At 61.3% G+C, this 21,283-nt stretch carries 25 protein-coding genes; 12 read left to right on the top strand and 13 right to left on the bottom strand.

The window, feature by feature from the left end; all coding sequences use genetic code 11:
* Positions 1–50: 50 nt before the first annotated feature.
* Positions 51–851, top strand: coding sequence for a lysophospholipid acyltransferase family protein (locus AB6803_RS23755; protein WP_371111200.1), 801 nt, complete (start codon positions 51–53; stop codon positions 849–851).
* On the opposite strand, the gene AB6803_RS23760 is transcribed toward AB6803_RS23755, so the two are convergent.
* Positions 848–1,381, bottom strand: coding sequence for a gamma-glutamylcyclotransferase (locus AB6803_RS23760; protein WP_371111201.1), 534 nt, complete (start codon positions 1,379–1,381; stop codon positions 848–850). The two genes, AB6803_RS23755 and AB6803_RS23760, sit on opposite strands and share 4 nt — an antisense overlap.
* 51 nt (positions 1,382–1,432) lie before the next feature.
* Here AB6803_RS23760 and AB6803_RS23765 point away from each other — a divergent pair, with 51 nt between their 5' ends.
* The 3 genes from AB6803_RS23765 (at position 1,433) to AB6803_RS23775 (ending at position 3,043) form a co-directional block, all read left to right on the top strand.
* Positions 1,433–2,446 (top strand): DUF2125 domain-containing protein, encoded by a 1,014-nt coding sequence (locus AB6803_RS23765; RefSeq protein ID WP_371111202.1) that lies wholly within the window; start codon positions 1,433–1,435, stop codon positions 2,444–2,446.
* Positions 2,447–2,523: 77 nt separating this feature from the next.
* Entirely contained in the window at positions 2,524–2,772 is a 249-nt protein-coding gene (locus tag AB6803_RS23770) for a type II toxin-antitoxin system Phd/YefM family antitoxin (protein WP_371111203.1), read from the top strand.
* A complete protein-coding gene (locus AB6803_RS23775) occupies positions 2,762–3,043 on the top strand; it encodes a type II toxin-antitoxin system RelE/ParE family toxin (protein WP_371111204.1) in 282 nt (93 codons plus the stop codon). Before AB6803_RS23770 ends, AB6803_RS23775 begins: the two co-directional genes overlap by 11 nt.
* 48 nt (positions 3,044–3,091) lie before the next feature.
* Here the strand turns inward: AB6803_RS23775 and AB6803_RS23780 are convergent, their stop codons facing one another.
* The 3 genes from AB6803_RS23780 to AB6803_RS23790 all read right to left on the bottom strand — a co-directional run bounded on the left by AB6803_RS23780 (position 3,092) and on the right by AB6803_RS23790 (position 6,010).
* A complete protein-coding gene (locus AB6803_RS23780; RefSeq protein WP_371111205.1) occupies positions 3,092–4,021 on the bottom strand; it encodes a prephenate/arogenate dehydrogenase family protein in 930 nt (309 codons plus the stop codon).
* Positions 4,018–5,127: a histidinol-phosphate transaminase gene (gene hisC, locus AB6803_RS23785; protein WP_371111206.1), complete on the bottom strand. Its 1,110-nt coding sequence runs from the start codon at positions 5,125–5,127 to the stop codon at positions 4,018–4,020. The genes AB6803_RS23780 and hisC overlap by 4 nt, the downstream gene beginning before the upstream one ends.
* 103 nt (positions 5,128–5,230) lie before the next feature.
* Complete coding sequence (locus AB6803_RS23790; protein ID WP_371111207.1) at positions 5,231–6,010, bottom strand: methyltransferase domain-containing protein; 780 nt, start codon at positions 6,008–6,010, stop codon at positions 5,231–5,233.
* Between the two features lie 54 nt (positions 6,011–6,064).
* On the opposite strand from AB6803_RS23790, the gene gloB reads away from it, so the two are divergent.
* The 3 genes from gloB (at position 6,065) to AB6803_RS23805 (ending at position 8,518) form a co-directional block, all read left to right on the top strand.
* Positions 6,065–6,835 (top strand): hydroxyacylglutathione hydrolase, encoded by a 771-nt coding sequence (gene gloB / locus AB6803_RS23795; protein WP_371111208.1) that lies wholly within the window; start codon positions 6,065–6,067, stop codon positions 6,833–6,835.
* Positions 6,835–7,260: a cupin domain-containing protein gene (locus tag AB6803_RS23800; RefSeq protein WP_371111209.1), complete on the top strand. Its 426-nt coding sequence runs from the start codon at positions 6,835–6,837 to the stop codon at positions 7,258–7,260. The genes gloB and AB6803_RS23800 overlap by 1 nt, the downstream gene beginning before the upstream one ends.
* 100 nt (positions 7,261–7,360) lie before the next feature.
* Positions 7,361–8,518: an esterase gene (locus AB6803_RS23805; RefSeq protein WP_371111210.1), complete on the top strand. Its 1,158-nt coding sequence runs from the start codon at positions 7,361–7,363 to the stop codon at positions 8,516–8,518.
* Positions 8,519–8,541: 23 nt separating this feature from the next.
* Here the strand turns inward: AB6803_RS23805 and AB6803_RS23810 are convergent, their stop codons facing one another.
* Both AB6803_RS23810 and AB6803_RS23815 read right to left on the bottom strand, forming a co-directional pair.
* On the bottom strand, positions 8,542–9,447 hold the full coding sequence (locus tag AB6803_RS23810; protein ID WP_371111211.1) for a DMT family transporter: 906 nt from the start codon (positions 9,445–9,447) through the stop codon (positions 8,542–8,544).
* A gap of 45 nt (positions 9,448–9,492) precedes the next feature.
* Entirely contained in the window at positions 9,493–10,269 is a 777-nt protein-coding gene (locus AB6803_RS23815; RefSeq protein WP_371111212.1) for a DUF3108 domain-containing protein, read from the bottom strand.
* Positions 10,270–10,506: 237 nt separating this feature from the next.
* Between AB6803_RS23815 and rpmB the strand changes: the two genes are divergently transcribed.
* Together rpmB and AB6803_RS23825 are read left to right on the top strand one after the other, a co-directional pair.
* The gene (gene rpmB / locus AB6803_RS23820) at positions 10,507–10,812 is read left to right on the top strand and encodes a 50S ribosomal protein L28 (RefSeq protein WP_007693604.1); all 306 of its coding nucleotides are present in this window, start codon (positions 10,507–10,509) and stop codon (positions 10,810–10,812) included.
* Positions 10,813–10,928: 116 nt separating this feature from the next.
* Positions 10,929–11,567: a queuosine precursor transporter gene (locus AB6803_RS23825; protein ID WP_371111213.1), complete on the top strand. Its 639-nt coding sequence runs from the start codon at positions 10,929–10,931 to the stop codon at positions 11,565–11,567.
* Between the two features lie 47 nt (positions 11,568–11,614).
* On the opposite strand, the gene AB6803_RS23830 is transcribed toward AB6803_RS23825, so the two are convergent.
* The 4 genes from AB6803_RS23830 to AB6803_RS23845 form a co-directional block, all read right to left on the bottom strand.
* On the bottom strand, positions 11,615–12,631 hold the full coding sequence (locus AB6803_RS23830; protein ID WP_371111214.1) for an esterase-like activity of phytase family protein: 1,017 nt from the start codon (positions 12,629–12,631) through the stop codon (positions 11,615–11,617).
* Between the two features lie 86 nt (positions 12,632–12,717).
* Entirely contained in the window at positions 12,718–14,616 is a 1,899-nt protein-coding gene (gene cobT / locus AB6803_RS23835; protein WP_371111215.1) for a cobaltochelatase subunit CobT, read from the bottom strand.
* 16 nt (positions 14,617–14,632) lie between these two features.
* The gene (cobS, locus tag AB6803_RS23840; protein ID WP_007689997.1) at positions 14,633–15,622 is read right to left on the bottom strand and encodes a cobaltochelatase subunit CobS; all 990 of its coding nucleotides are present in this window, start codon (positions 15,620–15,622) and stop codon (positions 14,633–14,635) included.
* A 308-nt stretch (positions 15,623–15,930) separates the two neighbouring features.
* A complete protein-coding gene (locus AB6803_RS23845; RefSeq protein ID WP_153368704.1) occupies positions 15,931–16,551 on the bottom strand; it encodes a J domain-containing protein in 621 nt (206 codons plus the stop codon).
* 106 nt (positions 16,552–16,657) lie between these two features.
* On the opposite strand from AB6803_RS23845, the gene AB6803_RS23850 reads away from it, so the two are divergent.
* The gene (locus AB6803_RS23850) at positions 16,658–16,945 is read left to right on the top strand and encodes a BolA family transcriptional regulator (protein ID WP_007690001.1); all 288 of its coding nucleotides are present in this window, start codon (positions 16,658–16,660) and stop codon (positions 16,943–16,945) included.
* A 6-nt stretch (positions 16,946–16,951) separates the two neighbouring features.
* On the opposite strand, the gene AB6803_RS23855 is transcribed toward AB6803_RS23850, so the two are convergent.
* Genes AB6803_RS23855 through AB6803_RS23865 form a run of 3 tightly spaced genes read right to left on the bottom strand, consistent with a single transcriptional unit; the run spans position 16,952 to position 19,979 of the window.
* Positions 16,952–18,262, bottom strand: coding sequence for an HlyC/CorC family transporter (locus AB6803_RS23855; RefSeq protein WP_371111216.1), 1,311 nt, complete (start codon positions 18,260–18,262; stop codon positions 16,952–16,954).
* Complete coding sequence (gene aroB, locus AB6803_RS23860; RefSeq protein WP_371111217.1) at positions 18,259–19,392, bottom strand: 3-dehydroquinate synthase; 1,134 nt, start codon at positions 19,390–19,392, stop codon at positions 18,259–18,261. Before aroB ends, AB6803_RS23855 begins: the two co-directional genes overlap by 4 nt.
* Positions 19,389–19,979 carry a shikimate kinase gene (locus tag AB6803_RS23865; RefSeq protein ID WP_371111404.1) on the bottom strand — a complete coding sequence of 197 codons (591 nt, stop codon included), beginning with the start codon at positions 19,977–19,979 and terminating at the stop codon, positions 19,389–19,391. The genes aroB and AB6803_RS23865 overlap by 4 nt, the downstream gene beginning before the upstream one ends.
* 160 nt (positions 19,980–20,139) lie before the next feature.
* Between AB6803_RS23865 and AB6803_RS23870 the strand changes: the two genes are divergently transcribed.
* Together AB6803_RS23870 and xerD are read left to right on the top strand one after the other, a co-directional pair.
* Positions 20,140–20,307 carry a hypothetical protein gene (locus tag AB6803_RS23870; RefSeq protein ID WP_183689743.1) on the top strand — a complete coding sequence of 56 codons (168 nt, stop codon included), beginning with the start codon at positions 20,140–20,142 and terminating at the stop codon, positions 20,305–20,307.
* Positions 20,308–20,318: 11 nt separating this feature from the next.
* Positions 20,319–21,278, top strand: a complete 960-nt coding sequence (gene xerD, locus AB6803_RS23875) for a site-specific tyrosine recombinase XerD (RefSeq protein WP_371111218.1) — start codon at positions 20,319–20,321, stop codon at positions 21,276–21,278.
* The last annotated feature ends 5 nt before the right edge of the window (positions 21,279–21,283 follow it).

Here is a 21,283-nt window from a genome sequence, read left to right on the forward strand (position 1 = left end):
TAGGCAAGGCTTCGGATGCCGGCGCAAGCCGGCGTATTGGGAAAGCCTTGATGATCACCCTGCGTTCGATCCTGTTCAATATCGCCTTCTATGCCAATCTGATCATTCGCATGATCGTGCTTACGCCGATCTATTTCTTCATGCCGCGCAAGGCCGCCTATGCAATTCCCAAAGCCTGGGCAAAATCCAGCGTCTGGCTGATGGAAAAAATCGTCGGCACCACCTGTGAGATTGAAGGCCTGGAAAACATCCCGAAGGGCAGCTTCATCTTCGCGCCGAAGCACCAGTCCTTCTGGGACACCTTCGCGCTGCTGCCCTATCTCGACGATCCCGTCTATATCCTGAAGCGTGAGCTGATGTGGATTCCGCTGTTCGGCTGGTATGCGAAGAAGCAGCGCATGATCCCGGTCGATCGCAGCGCCCGCGGCAAGGTGATGCTCGACGTGCTGAAACGCACGCGCGAAGAACTGTCCACCGGCCGCCAGCTGATCATCTATCCCGAGGGAACCCGCCGCCCACCGGGCGCCGAACCCGTCTACAAATATGGCATTGCCCGCATGTATCGTGACCTGGATATTCCGGTCGTCGCCGTCGCCATGCATCCCGGCCTGTTCTGGCCGCGCCGCACCTTCCGCAAATATCCGGGCCACTTCAAGGTCCGCATCCTGCCGCCGATCCAGCCGGGCATGGATCCCGACGCCTTCTTCGAACGGCTGGTTCAGGAAACGGAAAAGGCAAGCGACGAGCTGCTGGTGGAAACCATTGCCAGCAACCCGGATCTGCCCGTGCCGCCGACAGCCGCACAGCGCCTGGCGGAAATCGGCAAGGCCAAGGTGGCCGCAGCTATTTAGGACGCTTCCCGCATCCGCTCGATCTCGCCGGCAACCTGTTCCAGCCATTGGTCGCGAATGCCCATTTCGCGCAGATGCGCCAGCGTGTTGAAGACATAGGCATCGTTCGGCCCGGACTGGCCGGCCGCCGATTCGACGATATGGGCGGCATCGATGGCGTCCAGCCCGCCGGCATATTGCCTGTGGTCGCGGTCGACAATATAGGCGACAGCCACCACCCGCCGGCCATCGGCAAGCCGGATCGGCAGCGTCCTTTCCAGATAGACATGGGTGACCAGCTCGCGCTCGCGCAGATAGGTCAGCACCTCGTTCCATTCGGCGGCAGCGACGCGAAACGCCATGCCGCGGCAGGACCCGCCGCGATCGAGGCCGAGTACCAGCCCGGGGCTCGCCTCCGTGCCACGATGAACCCAGGAATGGACGCAAAGGGAACGGCGATAGCCGAAAATCAGCGCCTCTGATTTTTCAACATGGCTAAGCCCCGGATTCCACATGAGCGATCCGTAGCCAAATACCCAAAATTCGTCCATATCCAACGCCAAATCATTGTGACCACATCAGTTCAACCATTGGAGAACAACATGGCAGCGTCAAGCCAGAGCGTCACATCCGGCACAGGCAAACGCATTTGGTTTATCGGTTTGGGACTGATCGTGATTCTCGCCGGCCTTTACGCCGGCGGCTGGTATTATGCGACCACCATGGTAAAGGCGAACGTGCTGAAGGCGCTTGGGCAGCAAAATGGCGCCGGCCTATCGGGCGAATGCACGGACATGGCCTTTAGCGGCTTCCCCTTCTCGATCGGCCTCTCCTGCGCCAAGGTGAGCGTCGACAACCAGCAGAAGGGCGTTTCCGCCGCCTTCGATAATCTCAACGCCTCAGCGCCGGTCTATCAGCCTAACCATATCGGCTGGACGCTGAAGTCGCCGGCGGAATTGCGCACCACGCAAGGCCTGACCGTCTCGGCCGAATGGACCGATCTGCAATCGAACCTCGTCACCAAGGGCCGGGGCATCGAGCAGAGCCAGACCGTCATCAACGGGTTGAAGGCCGGCATCGTCTCCTCCTTCACCGGACAGAGCGCCGATGTCACCGCCGATCATACCGAGTTGCACGCGCGCCAGAACGGCGACGATCTGGAGCTGGCGATCGGCATCGAAAACGCCAATGCCACCATCAAGGATTTCCCGCAGGTGCTGCCGACGGGCTCGACAAGCGCCAATATCACCCTCACCGGCAAGGCCGGCATGCTTGATGGCAGCGACAGGAACGGCCTTCACGGCGCTGCCGGCGTGCTGCATCAGGCCGTCATCGATATCGGCGATGGCCGCGTCATGACCCTCTCCGGGCCTTTCAATTTCGATGATCAGGGCTTGCTGTCCGGCCAGTTCAAGCTGGAGATCAACCAGATCGGCCCCTGGGGCGATAGCCTGACGGCAACGCTTCCGGCCGCCAAGAGCATCATCAAAACAGCCACCAAGATGCTCAAGGCGCTTGCAAACGGTGCCGACAAGGTCTCCGTTGACCTCACCGCCGATCGCGGCCGCCTCTCGCTCAGCGGCTTCATCCCGCTCGGGAAGATCCCGCCGATTTGACTTCGGCCCTCGCTCCCTTGAAGAGACCAGTTAAAAGCGCTATTTAAAGTGCTATTAAAAGAGCCTTCGAGGGTGCGATGACAAATGTAATTCTCGCTGAAGTGACCGCTAGCGTATCGGAGCTGAAAAAGAATCCGATGGGAACCGTGGCAGCCGGCGAAGGGGCGACGGTTGCTATTCTCAACAGGAATGCGCCCGCGTTCTATTGTGTCCCGGCTCGTCTGTACGAAGCGATGCTGGATCGTCTCGAGGATATCGAACTCAACGCCATCGCTGACGCACGTACGGGCGAGCCCGTCATCAAGGTCGAGCTGGATGACCTATGAGCTCGGCTTTCTGGAAGCCGCGTTAAAAGAATGGCGAAAGCTCGACGCCAATACGCGAGAGCAGTTTAAAAAGAAGCTTGCCGAGCGCTGCGAAAACCCGCGGGTACCATCCGCCAAACTTTTCGGAAGCAAAGATCGATACAAGATCAAATTGCGTGGCGTCGGCTATCGCCTTGTCTATGAAGTTCGCGACGAACAGCTCGTGATTATCGTCGTGGCTGTCGGGAAGAGAGAGCGAAACGAAGTTTATAGAGCCGCAGATAGGCGCTGAGCCTTAATCTGCGACCATTCTCGCTTCCCCTCCATTCGAGTGGAAAACCTACTTCTTCCCATCCAGAGCATGACGGCCAAAGTCCGGGGTATCGACATCCTGGCCGGCCTCGACGATCGAGCGGCGGATGGCGCGGGTGCGGCTGAAGAGTTCGAAGATCTTGTCGCCCTCGCCCCAGCGGATCGCCCGCTGCAGGGAAGACAGATCTTCCGAGAAGCGCGACAGCATTTCCAGAATGGCATCGCGATTATGCAGGCAGATATCGCGCCACATGGTCGGATCCGACGCAGCCAGTCGCGTGAAGTCGCGGAAGCCGGAGGCGGAATATTTGATCACTTCCGATTCCGTCACCGTCTCCAGATCGTCGGCCGTGCCGACGATGTTATAGGCGATGAGATGCGGCAGATGTGAGACTATCGCCAGCACCTTGTCATGATGGGCGGCATCCATTTCGTCGACGCGCGAGCCGAGGCTTTCCCAGAAATGGCGAAGCCTTTTGATTGCCTGTTCATCCGTGCCGGGGATCGGCGTGAAGATGCACCAGCGGCCCTCGAATAGCCCGGCAAAACCGGCGTCAGGCCCGGACTTCTCTGTGCCTGCAATGGGATGGCCGGGGATGAAATGCACATTGCCCGGCATATGCGGCTGCATCTGCGCGATGACCGAGGCCTTGGTCGAGCCGACATCGGTGACGATGGCGCCGGGCTTCAGATGCGCGGCAATCTCCTTGGCGACGCTTTCGGACGCACCGACCGGCACGGAGACGATGACGAGATCGGCATCCTTGACCGCTTCCGCCGACGACGGCGTATAGCGGTCGCCCAGTTTCAGCTCCTCGGCGCGCTTCAGCGTCTCGGCGCTGCGCGTTGCGATCACCACTTCCTTGGCAAGGCCGAGGCGCTTGATGTCATGGGCGATGGAAGAACCGATCAGCCCGATGCCGATCAGCGCGATGCGGTCGAATTGAACGCTGCTCATGCCTTGCGACCCATAAATTCGGTCAGTGTGTCGATGAGACCCAGATTGGCCTCTTCCGTGCCGATGCTCATGCGCAGGGAATTCGGGAAGCCATAGGCGCGTACGGCGCGCACGATATAACCACGGCTGGTCAGGAAATCGTCGGCTTCGGCGGCGCGCTTGCCATCGGTATCGGGGAAGTGAACGAGGACGAAATTGGCGACCGACGGCGTCACCTTGAGGCCGATTGCCTCGAGCGCCTGGGTCACCTTGTCGACCCACAGCATATTGAATGCCACGGCCTTCTCGGTGAAGGCCTGATCGCGAATGGCGGCAGCCCCCGCGGCAATCGCCGCACTGTTCATGTTGAACGGGCTACGTACGCGATTGAGCGCATCGATGATGCCGACCGGGCCGTACATCCAGCCGACGCGCAATGCCGCAAGGCCATAGACCTTGGAGAAGGTACGGGTCATGACGACGTTGTGATTGGCGGAAACGAGCTCGAGGCCGGCCTCGTAATCGTTGCGGCGGACATATTCGGCGTAAGCCGCGTCGAGCACGAGAATGACATGCTTCGGCAAGCTCGCCTGCAAGCGACGGATTTCGCTGACCGGGACATAGGTACCGGTCGGGTTCCCCGGATTGGCGATGAACACCATCTTGGTCTTCTCGGTGACGGCGGCGAGGATCGCATCGACATCAACCGTGCAGTCCTTTTCCTTCACCGTGACCGGCGTCGCGCCGGCAGCCATGATCTGGATCTTGTAAACCAGGAAGCCGTGCTCGGTGATCACAGCCTCATCGCCTGCGCCGAGATAGACATGGCAGATCAAGGCAAGCAACTCGTCGGAGCCGTTGCCGCAGAGGATATTGGCGACATTCAATCCATGCACATCGGCGATCGCCTGGCGCAATTCCTTGGCCTGCCCGTCCGGATAGCGTTCCAGATTCGCGGCCGCTTCCCGGAAGGCTTCGCTGGCTTTAGGGCTGGCGCCGAGCGGTGTCTCGTTCGAGGAGAGCTTGAACACCCGCGCCACGCCCGGCGCATGCTCCTTGCCCGGCACATAGGCGGCGATATCGAGAATACCGGGGCGCGGGGCGGGCTTGCTCATTTCCATGCTCATGGGATCGACCTTGGGAAGCGCCGGAAAAGACCGGCTTTAAACACCCCGTCGCATTAAAGCGGATTGACGAATTTGTCGAGTGTTTGCACGGTGGGAGATGGGGTCAGACGCCGTCGCGCGTCGTCGGTATGCCGCGCGGCGCCAGCACCGGCACAAAGACACGGCGCGAAGCGCGGACGGCGACCGGCAGGCCCTGATAAAGCCGCTTCTGCGCCTCGACGATGATGACGCCGGAAAAGGCCGGCCACAGCGTCCGCCCGACCCGCTCGAAGGCGCGCCTGAGGCTGAGCACCGTGCGCAGCTTCGAGGGCGGAAAAAGCAGCGCTTCGGCAGTCGCCCCCGGCGTGAAATTGGTCTCGCGCAACAGCGAGGTGAGCTGACCGCGTGAATAGGGCCGGCCGGAGCCGAACGGCGTATGCTCCATGCGCGCCCACACACCCCTGCGGTTCGGCACGACGATGACAAGCCGGCCGCCGGGCGCCAGCACTCGCCACAACTCCTTCAGCGTCTCGCGCGGGCTCTCGGCGAACTCCAGCGAATGCACCATCAGCACCCGGTCGATCGAGCTGTCCGGCAGCGGCAGCTCCTCGTCGAAGATCAGTGCTGTCGAGGACGCCGAATCCATCGGCCAGTTCACCGCTCCCTGCCCCGCTGGCATGAAGGCGAAGGTCCGCTCGGTGTCGGCGCGGAAGCGGTCGAGATAAGGAACGGCATAGCCGAGGCCGACAAGACGCTCCTCGGGCAGACGCGCCCAGATCGAGGACAGCGCCATGGTAATAGACTGCTCCGCCAAGCGACCGAGCTCGGAATGATAGAATTGGCGGAGGTCGACGATATCGGCGTGCATCGTCCCAAATGTTATCAGCCGAGCGTTGGACTTCAAGGCCGAACCGCCTACATTCCGAATCAACCCTATAAAACGAGGATGATTTTGATCATGAAACCCTTGGAATTAGAGGTATTTATTTGCCGCTCCGACAATTATGGCGTCCTGGTCCATGACCCCGAAAGCGGCTATACCGCCTCGATCGACGCCCCGGAGGCCGGTCCCATTCTGGCGGCTGCCAAGCGCCGCGGCTGGACGATCACCCACATCCTTACCACCCATCACCACACCGACCATGTCGACGCCAATCTGGCGCTGAAGGAGCAATTCGGCTGCGAGATCATCGGCCCAATCGGTGAGGCCGTTGCCATTCCCGGTCTCGACCGCGCCTATGGCGACGGCGACACCTTCGAGTTCGGCAATCATACCGTCAATGTCATCGAGACGCCCGGCCACACCGCCGGCCATATCTGCTACCACTTCGTCGACGACAAGCTGCTGTTTGCCGCCGATACGCTCTTCGCGCTCGGCTGCGGCCGGCTGTTCGAACGCCCGGCGATGGACATGTGGGCATCGTTGCAGAAACTTGCCGTCTTGCCGGATGAGACGGCGATCTATTTCGGCCACGAATATACACTCTCCAACGCCCGTTTCGCGCTGACGATCGACCCCGACAATGAACGGCTGAAAAGCCGCGCCGCCGATGTCGAAGCGCTGCGGGCCGAAGGCAAATTCACCATTCCAACGACGCTGGCGCTGGAGAAGGAAACCAACCCCTTCCTGCGCGCCGCCGATCCGTCGATCCGCCGGCATCTCCTGATGGAAAGCCGCAGCAACGAAGAAGTCTTTACCGAGATCCGCAAGCGCAAGGATAATTTCTGATGCGGCCGCAAGAGATCATCGAGGCGCTGTCCATGCAGCCACATCCGGAAGGCGGCTGGTACGTGCAGACATTCCGGGACGATCACGGCGGCGCGCGCGGCCATTCCACCGCGATCTACTATCTTCTCGAGGCGGGTGATCGCTCGCATTGGCATCGAGTGCACGATGCGGCCGAGGTCTGGCACTACTATGCCGGCGCACCTTTAGCCCTGCACCGCTCCGCCGATGGCAAGGCGAGCGAGACGATCGTCCTCGGCATTGACCTTCCGAAAGGCGAGCGCCCGCAGGCGATCATTCCCGCCGACTGGTGGCAATCCGCCGAAAGCCTGGGGGACTTCACCCTGGTCGGCTGCACGGTGGCCCCAGGTTTTGAATTTTCCAGTTTCGAAATGGCGCCCCCGGACTGGAAGCCCGGGGCGTCGTAAGCAGGCAGGAGCGTCGCGAGGAGCGGTATCCTGAAACGCTCCGGGCGTCCGTCAGCCTCGCCCGGAGGACCAACATTGATTTTTTGGAGGAGATTTTGCCGTGCGTTTGCTTTTTCCCCTGCTCGTCGTGGCGGGTTGCGCCATGAGTGTTCCCGCCCTAGCCCTTGATGCTCCCGCCTCACCGCCGGCGGATCGGCCATTGAAGGAATTCGTCACCGCCGTCGAAAAAGACGGCTCGATCACCTTCCGCCTCTATGCCCCTTCGGCCAAGGCCGTGTCGGTTGTTCTCGGCTCGCGCGATCCGCTGGCCCTGCAACGCAGCGACGACGGCGTGTGGAGCGTCAAAACCGAGCCATTGAAGCCCAATCTCTACGAATATTATTTCAACATCGACGGCTTCCGCAGCATCGACACCGGCACCAATGCGCCCAAGCCGCAGCGGCAGGTGAATACCAGCCTCATTCTGGTGCCCGGCAGCATCCTCGACACTCGCAACGTCGCGCATGGCGACCTCAGGCTGGTAACGCTGCATTCCAAGGCGCTGAATTCCGAGCGGCAGATGTATGTCTATACACCGCCCGGCTACACCGATGCGTCAAAGCCTCTGCCGGTCATTTATCTCTATCATGGCTTCGGCGACACGGTGGCCTCCTGGGTGACGCAAGGCCGGGCACCGCAGATCCTCGACAATCTTCTGGCGGAAAAGAAGATCGAACCGATGATCGTCGTCATTCCCGACACGGAAACCGATATTCCCGATGCAATCGCCGAGAACTTCCCTGGCGCCGACCGCCGCAAGAATTTCTATCCGATCAATGCGGACGCGGCCGACCGGGAGCTGACCCAGGACCTCATCCCCTACATGAAGAAGCACTATCGGGTGCGCGACAATGCCGACGGACGCGCGGTCGTGGGCCTGTCGCAGGGCGGATATCAGGCGCTTGTCTCCGGCCTCTCGCATCTTGGCACCTTCGGCTGGGTTGCGACCTTCAGTGGGGTCTCAACGACCACCGTGCCGAACAAGGCCGTCGATGCCGCGCTGAACGATCCCGCCAAGATCAACAAGGCGCTGCGCGGCTTCACGGTGACGGTCGGATCGAAGGACCAGGTCACCGGCAAGGACATAGCCGGGCTCAAGGCAACCCTGGACGAAAAGAAGATCACCCACGACTATCACGAATATCCGGACCTCCAGCATGAGATGGATGTCTGGCGGCCGTCGCTAATCGCATTTCTGGAGAAGGTCTTCAAGAAATAACAAACCGGCTTCGGGCGCGTAAACTACGCCCGTTCCGCCGCTTCCGCCTGCGCCGCTCCACCGCTATTGCGGCGCAGGATCATCCGGTGCGCGGCCAGAACCGCGCCGCCGGTGACCAGCAGGCAGGCAAGCGCAATACCCCAGCTAGGTTCGGCAAAGCCGAAAAGCGTCAGGATCAGCGTCGACAACAGCGGCGCGGCATAGCTGGCCGCACCGAGAATTTGGATATCGCCGTTCTTGACGCCGTAATCCCAAGCATAGAAGGCCGCTCCTACCGGAAAAAGTCCGAGCCCCAGCACCGCTGCCCACTGCGATGCCGTTTCCGGCCAGACCGTGTCCTCTAGGCCGAGATGGCAGACCAGGGAAAGGGCCGAGGTCGCCATGCAAAAGATCGTCACGACATCGGTCGACACCGCCTCGAACCGGCGGGTGACCAGCGAATAGCCGGACCAGGTGAAGGCGCAGAGGAAGGCCGCGCCATAGCCGATGGCATAGGTACCCTCGAAATGAAATCCGTTGCGGCCGACGATCAGCACCGTACCGACAAGCCCCATCAGCGCGCCGACCATGTGATACCAGCGCAACCGCTCGCCCGGCAAAAGCGCCGATCCGACCACGATCAGAAGCGGCCACAGATAAGCGATCAGCCCCGCCTCGACCGCCGGCGCATGGCGCAATGCCGTGAAATAGAGGAAATGATAGCCGAACAGCCCGGCAATGCCGATGATCCACACCTTGGCCGGCTGGCGCAGCAGTTGCAGGCGTTCAGGCTTCAGCGCGAGAACGACGATGCCGGGGATACTGCCGATGGCGAAACAGATGGCGAGCAGCTGGAACGGCGGCACCTTGCCGGACGCGACCGTCAGCAGCGCCAGAAACGACCACATCACAATGGCCGTGAACCCCATCAATGTCGCGCGAAACGTCAACTCTGCCCCCGGTATGTCGCCGCGGGCGTCTCCGCCGCGATAACCTTAACTGCCGTACTTCACGGCGGTGATCGTCACGGTCCCATATTGCGTCGGGATGCGGACGTAAACCGGAGCATATACGTTCATGACATCGGCCTTGGCAAACCAGATCTCCATCGCGTCGCTCTTGGCGAGATAGAGATAATCCTTGCGCGTCGACTTATAACCGCTCTTCGGCGTGAAGCGGACGCCGCAGGCGATCGTCTTGCCCTTGAAACCGTCCGTCGAGAAGGGATGCGACCCCTTCGGCGACAGTTTCAGATCCATCCGCATTTCGCCGTCAAAGACGGACAGGGTCTGGTTGCAGAGGTTGAGATTAGGCGTTGCCGGGAAAATCATGCCGGAAATCGGGTCGAGAACCGATTTCAGATCGCCGCCGCCGAGCGGAATCCAGCTCGCCGGCCGATTCGGTTCCGGTGTGATGCTGTTCGAGGTCACATTGCCGTCGGTATAGGCGACGTCATAGGTGCGCTCCCGTTTGCCGCTCTTGTAGTAGAGCGTATAATGCGTCGCCTGCAGCTTGTTATCGCCGACCACGCCGGTCACATCGGTTCGTGCATCGATCGAGGTGACGAGATCGGCAAGACCGGATGAGGTGATATCGCCCCGGATAGTGAACTGCTTGTCCTTGACCTCGGTCTTGAAGTCCGCCCTTGCAATCGGAAGGCCGGCGAGCGAGACCCGATATTGGGTTTCATGCCGCACCGGATCGGCCGATGCCGCCAGGGGCATCGAGGCCACCAGCGCAGAAACAAAAAGCCACTTCCTAAAACCAACCATCACCGAAGCCTTCAACAAAGAGCAGGCAATATATATAGGCGCTTTATGCGCTTGCTGCGACCACCAGAAAATAGCAGCTTTTTGACGGAATTGCGGGAAAGCTCAAGGTTTGGCTTGACGTGGACGGCTGCTCTGACTATAGAACCGCAACTTTCCAATTATGGCCTGTTGGATTGCGCGCCGGGTTTTGCCCGGAACGACTTTTCAGCGGCCGAGAAAAACAAAAGTAGGTGTTCCATGTCCCGCATGTGCGAATTGACCGGCAAGGCCGTCCTCGTGGGCAACAATGTCAGCCACGCCAACAACAAGACCAAGCGTCGGTTCCTTCCGAACCTCTGCCAGGTCACGTTGATTTCTGACGTTCTTGGCCAGCGTTATCGTCTGCGCGTTTCCGCTGCAGGCCTCCGTTCGGTCGAGCATCGTGGCGGCCTCGACGCTTTCCTTCTGAAGGCCAGCGAAAATGAGCTCAGCCAGCGTGCGCGCCTGCTGCGCCGCCAGATCATCAAGAAGACCGCTGAAGCTGCTGCTGCCGTAGCCGCTTAAGCTTTAGCACGTCTGACCAGCATACGGGCTGAGAGGCTTGCACGGATCATCTCCGGGCAAGCCTTTTCCCATGTCCGGTTTTCACGCCAACTGGTGGCATCTCCCAGGATAAAAAAATGCTTATGAAATCGCGCCATACCCTGATCTACGTTCTGCTGATGACGCTTGTCGTCGTCGCCTCGAACATCCTCGTGCAGTATCCGCTGCAGGCGACACTCGCCGGCATCAATCTTGCCGACATCCTGACCTGGGGCGCCTTCACCTATCCCGTCGCCTTCCTGATCACCGACCTAACCAACCGCCAGTTCGGCCCGAAGGCTGCGCGTAGAGTGGTGTTCGCCGGCTTCGTCGTCGGTGTCGCGCTCTCCTTCATCACCGCCCAGCCACGCATCGCGATCGCCTCCGGCTCGGCCTATCTCGCCGGCCAGCTGCTCGATATCTCGGTGTTCAACCGCCTGCGCCGCATGGCCTGGTGGCGCGCGCCGCTGTTCGGCTCGCTGATCGGCTCGATGCTCGACACCCTGATCTTCTTCTCTTTCGCCTTCGCGCCGTTCTTCGTCTTCTTCGGCCCGAACGATCCCTTCGCCATCGACTGGGCGCCGATCCTCGGCGTGTTTTCCACGTCGGCTCCGCGCTGGATCTCCTGGGCGATCGGCGACTTCTCCGTGAAGGTGACGGTCGGCCTCGTCATGCTGCTGCCCTATGGCGCGCTGATGAACATGCTGAAGCCGGTCCCACAGGCGCCAACGGCGTAACAGCAGCCGGTATAAATCCTAAAGGCCCGCGCAAGACGCGGGCTTTTTCAGTTCTGGCTGACCAGGCTCTCATCGCGTAGCCGAAACTCCAGCATCAGGCTTCGCTGCAGGATCGAATGATTGTCGTCGGAGACCATGATCAGATGGATCGTGCCGTCGGCCGCGCGGAAGGCGTCCAGCCCTTCCATATTGTCGATCTGGTAACTGGAATTGGCTTCGAAAATGACGGTTCCGTCCACGACCACACCTGGCCTGATATCGCCAACGGCGATACGGCGGATCCGCACGCCGATGCCATGCGCCAGATCAAAGCGCCGCTCCAGCAGCAGCAGATCGCCATCCGGCAGGAACACGCCGTCACTGGCGTCGAAATCGTCGCTATGCCTCACGGTGAAGCGGCCCTTCAGCGGCCCATCCAGGATCGCCGCCAGCATGTTGCCCTGATCGTCGAGGCTGTCCTCCGCGACGATTACCGCAGCGCCCGACAGCGGGCTCGATTGCGGTGCGATCATCAAGGCTTCCAGGCTACGGTTGGCGCGCAATTCCTTTCTCGGGATAAGAATCGGAATGCTGCCATCGGGCGGCGATGTCTCGAAACCGGGATCGAGATAGGCATCGACCCGGTGATACTGCTCATAGCTGACGAGCACATGGTCGCCCTTAAGCGCCAGCCCCTCCGCGTCCATCGCGCCCTTGCCGGCATCCGTCATGCCGCGGCGGTCGATCATCGGCATGATGCGCGCATCGGCGATGCCCTTCAGCCTGCCATCCTCGTTGCGTTCGATGGTTCCCGTCAGCCAGTGGCCGGTATCCAGCACCGAGATGAAACGGCGTTGATCGGGTCGGAAACGGATGGCGGAGATGGCGCCGAGAAGCGGATTGCCAGAGCTAAGCTCAAGACCGCCCAGGAATTCGAGCGCGCCGAATCGGGTCTGTCCGGAACCGGACTTGAATGCGGAGATCGCCGTCGCGTGGATCTCCGCCGGGCCGCTCTCCGGCGTATCCACGGCGGCGCAGCCGGCGAGCAGCAGCACAAGCATGGTCGCGCGGCAGAAACGTTTCATGGGCTCTCACGGGGCCTGCGGGATCAGGACGGCTATCGGTAAGCGCACCGGCCGAACGGCCGATGCTGGGGACTAGCCTAAGGTGTTCAGCTTGCGCGGCGCATGCGCGAACGCGGCTGGCTTGCCTGATCCTCAAACAGCGAAGCGAGTTGCTCGGTCATGGCGCCGGCCAGTTCGTCGGCGTCGACGATCGTCACGGCACGGCGATAGTAGCGCGTGACGTCATGGCCGATACCGATCGCCAGGAGTTCCACCGGCGAGCGCGTCTCGATCTGCTCGATCACGGCGCGCAGGTGCCGTTCCAGATAATTGCCCGGATTGACGGACAGCGTCGAATCATCGACCGGCGCACCGTCCGAGATCATCATCAGGATACGGCGCTGTTCGCGGCGGCCAAGCAGGCGATTATGCGCCCAGATCAGCGCCTCGCCGTCGATATTTTCCTTGAGCAGCCCCTCGCGCATCATCAGGCCGAGATTGCTGCGCGACCGGCGGTAAGGCTCATCGGCGGATTTGTAGATGATATGGCGCAGGTCGTTGAGGCGGCCCGGCGTCTGCGGCTTGCCGCCGGCGAGCCACTTTTCGCGCGCCTGCCCGCCCTTCCAGGCCTTGGTGGTGAAGCCGAGAATCTCGACCTTGACACCGCAGCGCTCCAGCGTTCGCGCCAGAATATCGGCGCAGGAGGCGGCGACCGTGATCGGCCGGCCGCGCATGGAACCCGAATTGTCGATCAGCAGCGTCACGACCGTATCGCGGAACTGCGTGTCGCGCTCCATCTTGAAAGACAGCGCCTGCATCGGATCGATGATCAGGCGCGTCAGACGCGCCGGATCGAGATAGCCCTCTTCCAGGTCGAAGTCCCAGGAGCGGTTCTGCTGCGCCATCAGCCGGCGCTGCAGGCGGTTGGCAAGCCGCCCGACCGCGCCTTGCAGGTGCGCGAGCTGCTTGTCGAGGAAAGCGCGTAGGCGCTCGAGCTCGGCCGTGTCGCAGAGTTCCTGCGCCGTCGTGGTCTCGTCGTATTCCTCGGTGAAGACGTGGTAGTCGACCTTTTCGTTGAAGTCGGCAAAGGGCGTGTTCGGACGGCGGGTTTCGCCCGGCGTCTCCGAATCCTCTTCACCCTCTTCGCTCATGTCGTCATCGGAGATTTCGGCGCCGTCCATCTCGCCGTCGTCCATCTGCTCGTCGGAGGCTTCGCTATCCTCGGCGGGCGCGGAATCGGAGCCATCGTCGCTCTCGACGTCCTGGTCGTCCTGATCCTCGCCGCTCGGCTTGTCCTCTTCCGCTGACTCCTCGTCGGAATCCGGCTCCATCTCCTGGTCGCCGTATTCCTCGGCCATTTCCATGGCCGTCAGCATGCTGCGGACGGCGCGGGCAAAGCTCTGCTGGTCGTTGATGCTGGAGGTGAGATTGTCGAGTTCGCCGCCGGTCTTTTCTTCGATGAACGACCGCCAGAGGTCGAGCACCTTGCCCGCGCTTTCCGGAGGCTTCTGGCCCGTCAGCTTCTCGCGCACGATCATCGCCATGGCTTCGCCGATCGGCGCATCCTCCTGCCGCTCGATACCGGAGAAATTCGCCTTGGCGTATTTTTCGGAATTCATCGAGTTGAGGTTGGAAGCCACGCCGCTCATGCGCAGCGCGCCGATCGATTCGACACGCGCCTGCTCGACGGCATCGAAGATAGAGCGAGCATCGGCGCCCTGCGGCGCCATGGTGGCATGCACGCGGGCATCATGACAGGCAAGCCTGAGCGCCATCGAATCGCCGAGACCACGCGTCACCGCCAGCTCATGCGCCGTCGGCCGCTTGGAAAGCTCGGGCAGGCGAATGCGCTCGCCCGTCATTCCCGGGCGCTCATTGGCGAAGGCGACCTCGACCTCGGCATCGCCGGCGATCGAGCGCACGCAGCCGGTAATCGCCCGACGCAACGGCTCCATGTCCACCGGGGCGCCCGGCTTCGCTTTGGAATTGTCTCCGCGACCTGACATGACTGTCGGTTCTTCCCTAGGCTTCGAGCACGATGTTGGCAGCACTTTCCTTCAGCTCGATGCCGAAGGCGCGCTGATAATGCTCGGCGACCAACGGTCGCTCCAGCTCATCGCACTTGTTGAGGAAGGTGACGCGGAAGGCGAAGGCGACATCGCCGAAGATTTCCGCATTTTCCGCCCAGGTGATGACCGTACGCGGGCTCATGACGGTCGACAGATCGCCGTTCATGAAGGCCGCGCGGGTCAGATCGGCGACGCGAACCATCTTCGATACGGTATCGCGGCCCTTCTCCGTGCGGAAGGACTTCACCTTGGCGAGCACGATGTTGACTTCGTTTTCGTGCGGCAGATAGTTCAGCGTCGTGACGATCGACCAGCGGTCCATCTGCGCCTGGTTGATCTGCTGCGTGCCGTGATAAAGGCCCGTCGTGTCGCCAAGACCAATGGTGTTGGCAGTCGCGAACAGGCGGAAGGCGGGGTGCGGACGGATGACGCGGCTCTGGTCGAGCAGCGTCAGGCGGCCGGAGGATTCCAGCACGCGCTGGATGACGAACATCACGTCCGGACGGCCGGCGTCGTATTCGTCGAAGACGAGCGCGACATTGTGCTGGTAGGCCCAGGGCAGGATGCCATCCTTGAATTCGGTAATCTGCAGCCCGTCCTTGACGACGATCGCGTCCTTGCCGACGAGGTCGATACGGCTGACATGGCTGTCGAGGTTGATACGCACACAGGGCCAGTTAAGGCGGGCGGCGACCTGCTCGATATGCGAGGATTTGCCGGTGCCGTGGTAGCCCGAAATCATCACGCGGCGGTTATGGGCAAAACCGGCGAGAATGGCGAGCGTCGTCTCGCGGTCGAACAGATAGTCTGTGTCGAGATCAGGCACATAGGCGCCGCCCTTGCTATAGGCCGGAACGCGAATATCGGAATCGATGCCAAAGACGTCACGGACCGAAACGGTGGTGTCGGGAGTCTCGGAAATATCAAGGTCAATCTTGCTCATCATGTCTCCAAGGCGGGTGACTGTCACCCAGCCATATCAATCTCAGCCGTTTGTATCATGACGCCGCAGTTTATTGCCCGCATCCGTCTGGTCGGAACGTCGGCGATACTTCTCCGGGACTGAAGCGAAACCTCGATGCGATGAAATGACCGCTTGCGAGCATTCTTGAACAGAGTCCCGGACAAGAAACACCGCGTCCGGAAAGTCGGCCGAGGTGCAGCCAGCCAATTGCGCACCCTGCCGTGGTTACCCACGGCCTCAGCCGATTTGGACCATACCTGATTGAAGACGGAGAGCAAGGACAGGAATTAACAAAAACCGTTCTGTTTCAATAATTGATAGGCCTGTATGACCGCGCGGAAGCGCTCCTCCGAGCCGCGGTCGCCGCCATTGGCATCCGGATGGTGTTTTTTCACCAGTTCCTTGTAGCGGCTCTTGATTTCCGCCGAGGTGGCGTTGGCGCCGAGACCCATCGTATCGAAGGCCTTTGCCTCCAGCGTCTTCAGCTTGCGCTGCTCCGGAAAGCGCGGCCCGCTGCCGCGGCCGTCGCCATCCTTGACGAAGCCGAAGGGATCGCGAACCCGGGTATAGGCACCGGAGCGGACTTCCGATTGCAGGGGGCTGTTCTTCGCCGCCTTGTTGACGCCGACGGTCCAGGTCGGACGATGGCCGGTGATCGCCTCTTTCTGGTAGCGCGCGATCTCGCCGTCCGAAAGGCCGGAGAAATAATTGTAGCCCTTGTTGTAGTCCTTGACGTGCTCGAAGCAGAACAAAAAGAACTGCCCTTCCGCATTGCGCCCGACCGGAGCGCGATGCGTACCCTTTTTGTCGCAGCCATCCCACTGGCATGTCGGCGGCGCCTGTTCGGGCTCCGGCTCACGTCTGCGGCGGGTTCGAATGCGATCGAAATATTTTGAATCAAGTTTCATGACGCCCTAATTATGAGGCCTTGGTTACCCCACAACAAGAATTGACAAATCGGAATGTTATAGGCTTTGTGGGAACCTTTTTCGCGAACGAGGACATGGCGGGAATATGGAAACGACGCTGCAATCCCGCATTGAAAAAAAGCTCACCGACGCCTTCGCGCCCGAGCGTCTTGCGGTCATCAACGAAAGCCACATGCACGCCGGCCACCAACCCGACATGACCGGAACCGGCGAGACTCATATAAGAGTTCGAATCGTCTCCGCCAAGTTCGCCGGCATGCCGCGCCTTGCCCGCCACAGGGCGATCAACGAACTTTTGAAGCCGGAACTGGATGCAGGGCTGCACGCGCTCGCCGTGGAGCCGGCAGCGCCCGGAGAAGCAGTGCGGTGGTAGAGAACCTTATTCCGGCTTGTTCTCTTCCGTCTCGGCGGGGCGAATACGGAGCTTGGTGATGCGGTTCTTTTCCCGCTTCATGACGATGAAGCGCTTGCCGTAGAAGGTGAAGGCCTGGCGCTCTTCGGGGATGGTCATCGATTCGTGGATGACGAGGCCGGCGATCGTCGTTGCCTCCTCGTCCGGCAGGTGCCAATCGAGGGCACGGTTCAGGTCGCGGATCGGCACGACGCCATCGACGACGATCGAGCCGTCCGCCTCCTGGCGCACGCCCTGGATATCGAGATCGTGCTCATCGGCAATGTCCCCGACGATTTCTTCCAGAATATCCTCCAGCGTAACGATACCCTGCACCTCGCCATATTCGTCGACGACGACGGCGAAATGCTGCTTGCGGCGCAGGAAGGCGTTCAGCTGGTCTTCGAGATTGGTGCTGTCGGGCACGAACCAGGGCTTTTGGGCGATCTTGACGATATCCAGATTCTCCGGCTCGGCATTACGCTCGGCCAGCGCCCTCAGGAGATCCTTGGCGTGCACGACGCCGATGATATTGTCGATCGTGCCACGCCAGAGCGGCATGCGCGTATAGGGGCTGTCGAGAATGGCGCGCACCACGACATCGGGCGGATCGTCGGCATTGATGGCACGCATCGCTGTGCGGTGGACCATGATGTCGGAGAGTTCCAGTTCGCCGAGATCGAGCACACCGCCCAGACGGTCGCGGTCGGCCTTGACCACCGACCCTTCGCGATGCAGCAGGTCGACGGCGCCGCGCAGCTCCTCATGCGCCGACAGCATCGACACCTCCTTGGAGAGGTTGATGCCGAAGACGCCCAGAATCTGCCGGACGATGGCGTTGACGAAACTCGATATCGGCCCGACGACGGCGACGAAGAGGCGCACCGTGCCGGCGACATTGAGCGCAAACCGATCCGGCGCCGAGATCGCCCAGCTTTTCGGCAGCACTTCCGCGAAAATGACGAGGATGACGGTCATGGCCAGAGTTGCCAGCGCCACGCCGGAATTGCCGAAGAGACCGAGAAACACGCTGGTCGCCAGCGACGACGCCAGAATATTGGCGAGGTTATTGCCGATCAACAGCGCGCCGATCAGGCGGTCGCGGCGTTCGATCAGCTTGCGCACGATCCCCGCCCGCTCGTCGCCATTGGCCTCCAGCGTGTGAACGCGGCTGCGCGAGGCGGCCGTGAGCGCGGTTTCCGAACCGGAGAAAAACGCCGACAGCAGAACGAGCACGACGATCGAGAGGATCTCGGGCCAATATTCCAACAGAACCGCCAGCGTGCCTTCAACCGTCATTGCGGATGCTTTTCCCTAAGGAAACTTAGAACTTCGGACGACGGCACATCGTCGGCCACGAAGGATTGGCCGATGCCGCGGGTGAGGATGAAGGTGAGCTGGCCGCTCTTGACCTTCTTGTCCTGCGCGATCGCATCCATCAGCACTTCCGCCGGCGGCAGCGCGCCCGGAATATCGCCCATGCGCGTCGGCAGGCCGACCGCCTTCAGATGCGCCTCGACGCGCTTGGCATCGTCAGGGCTTGCCAGATTGAGGCGCGAGGAAAACTCATGCGCCAGCACCATACCGATCGCCACCCCCTCGCCATGCACAAGCCGGCGGCTGTCATAGGCGGTGGCGGCCTCCAGGGCATGACCGAAGGTATGACCGAGATTGAGCAGCGCTCGCGGGCCGTTTTCGCGCTCGTCGGCGACGACGACATCGGATTTCGCCTGGCAGCTCGCCGCGATCGCCTCGATGCGCGCGGCACCTCCGGAAAACACATCCTGCCAGTTCGCCTCCAGCCAGGCGAAGAAATCCGGCTTGTCGATCAGGCCGTATTTGGCGACTTCGGCGTAACCGGCGCGGAATTCGCGTTGGCTGAGCGTGTTCAGCACGTCAGTATCGGCCAGCACCAGGTCCGGCTGGTGGAAGACGCCGACCAGGTTCTTGCCGTGATGCGTGTTGATGCCGGTTTTGCCGCCCACGGAGGAATCCACCTGCGACAGCAGCGAGGTCGGCACCTGCACGAAACGAACGCCACGGCGCACGATGCCGGCGGCAAAGCCGGAGAGATCGCCGATGACACCGCCGCCGAGCGCGATGACGGCATCGTTGCGCTCGATGCGCGCGGTCAGCACGGCGTCACAGACGGTCATCAGATGTTCGAAGCTCTTGGTCTTCTCGCCGGCCGGCAGCACGAGGCTGGACGACTGGATACCAGCAGCCTGAAGGCTCGCAACCAGCGCATCAAGGTAGATGGGCGCGACGTTTTCGTCGGTAATGATGGCGGCTTTCCGCCCCTTGAGCCTTGCGGCAATTTCCGCACCTGCCCGGGCAATCAGCCCCGGACCGATCAGAATGTCATAGGCGCGCTCGCCGAGCGGCACGCGGACAAGGCGTTCCGCAGGCGCGGATGTAATCGCATTCATGGCGTCTTGCTTTCCTGTCTCCCCTCGGCGATGGCCACAAGGACTTCATTCACCATGATATCCTTGTTCACATCGCGGGATAAAACCACGAGATCGGCTTCCGCATAGATCGGATAGCGAGCGGTCATCAGCCTTTCGAGGGTCTGTTTCGGGTTTTCGGTCTTGAGCAGCGGCCGCGTCTCGCGCTTGTTGACGCGCTCCCACAGCACGTCGAGATCGGCCTTCAGCCAGACCGACAAACCGCTGCGTTTGACATGCCGGCGCGTGCGTTCGTTGATGAAGGCGCCGCCGCCGGTGGAGACGACGCGCGGTCCGCCCTTGAGCAGCCGCTTGATCACCCGCATTTCTAGCGCCCGGAACTCCTCTTCGCCGTAAGCGGCAAACAGTTCGGGGATCGTCATGCGCGACACACGCTCGATCTCGATATCCGTATCGACGAAAGGAATGCCCAGCTGGTTTGCCACCACCCGACCGATCGAAGATTTACCGGCCCCCATCAGCCCAACGAAGACAAGATTACGCCTGCCCAGTGCGGCGCGCGCCCTGTCTCTGAGGCTTTCTGCAAGGGTCAGGACTTGTTCACTCATTGGCCCATTCACAATTTGTTTGGAAACGGTATCGTCAAATGCGCCTTTAGCGTCAAGACGCAGCAACGTAAACATGCCTGCATTATCCTTCGGCTAACGCTTGATGCATATGATTATAACCGATTACCGGACCAATGATTGGGACGAGGAGAGTTTTTGAATGCCGACCCTATTTCGTTTCCTCGTCATCTGCGCGGTCATCGCCGGATCGGTGTATGGGGCAATGTGGGCTCTGGTTCTCTTCGTCGATCCGCAGCCGCGCGACGTGACGATCCGCCTGCCGTCGGAACGCGTCAACCCGCCGGCAACCGGCTCGGTGAAGCCATGAGGGCTGAGGCCATGGCGAGGGATCTGAGCCGCGTCCATATGGAAGCCTTTCTGGAAATGATGAGCGCGGAACGTGGCGCGGCGGTCAACACGCTGCAATCCTACGAGCGCGACCTTGATGACCTCCACTCCTTTCTGTCAGAGCGCAGCGTCCGCCTGACCGAGGCGGGATCGAACGATCTCGGCGCCTATCTCTCCGGCCTGTCGCGCCAGGGCTTCAAGCCGTCGTCGCAAGCACGCCGGCTTTCGGCCATGCGCCAGTTCTACAAGTTCCTTTATGCCGAGGGGCTGCGCACGGACGATCCGACCGGCATTCTCGACGCGCCGAAGAAGGGCCGCGCCTTGCCCAAGACCATGGGGGTCGAGGAGGTGACGCGCCTTCTCACCCAGGCGGAAAAGGAAGCAGCCGAAGAAGGCCCCGATCAATTGCCGCGCCTGCGCATGCTGGTTCTCTTGGAACTGCTCTATGCCACCGGCATGCGCGTCAGCGAACTCGTCACGCTGCCGGCCAAGGTGCTGGACCAGGAAGGTCGCTTCCTGATGATCCGTGGCAAGGGCAACAAGGAGCGGCTGGTGCCGCTGTCGCAATCGGCCATCGCGGCGCTGAAAACCTATGGCAAGCTTCAGACGCAGGTGGCGGCCAGCGCCAAGCAGCCAGTCCCGGAAAGCGCCTGGCTCTTTCCCGCCGCCTCCAAGCAGGGCTATCTGCCGCGCCAGGTTTTCGCGCGCGACCTGAAGGATCTCGCCATCCGCGCCGGGCTGACGCCGTCGCTGATCTCGCCGCATGTCATGCGCCATGCCTTCGCCAGCCACCTGCTTGCCAACGGCGCAGATTTGCGCGTGGTGCAGGAATTGCTCGGCCATTCTGACATTTCGACGACACAAATCTATACACATGTACTGGAAGAACGCCTTCACCAGCTGGTGCAAACGCATCACCCCCTTGCCAAACAGGGCAAAAAACAGGAATAGGACCG

Source organism: Rhizobium sp. RCC_161_2 (genome assembly GCF_041355235.1).
GTDB lineage: Bacteria > Pseudomonadota > Alphaproteobacteria > Rhizobiales > Rhizobiaceae > Rhizobium.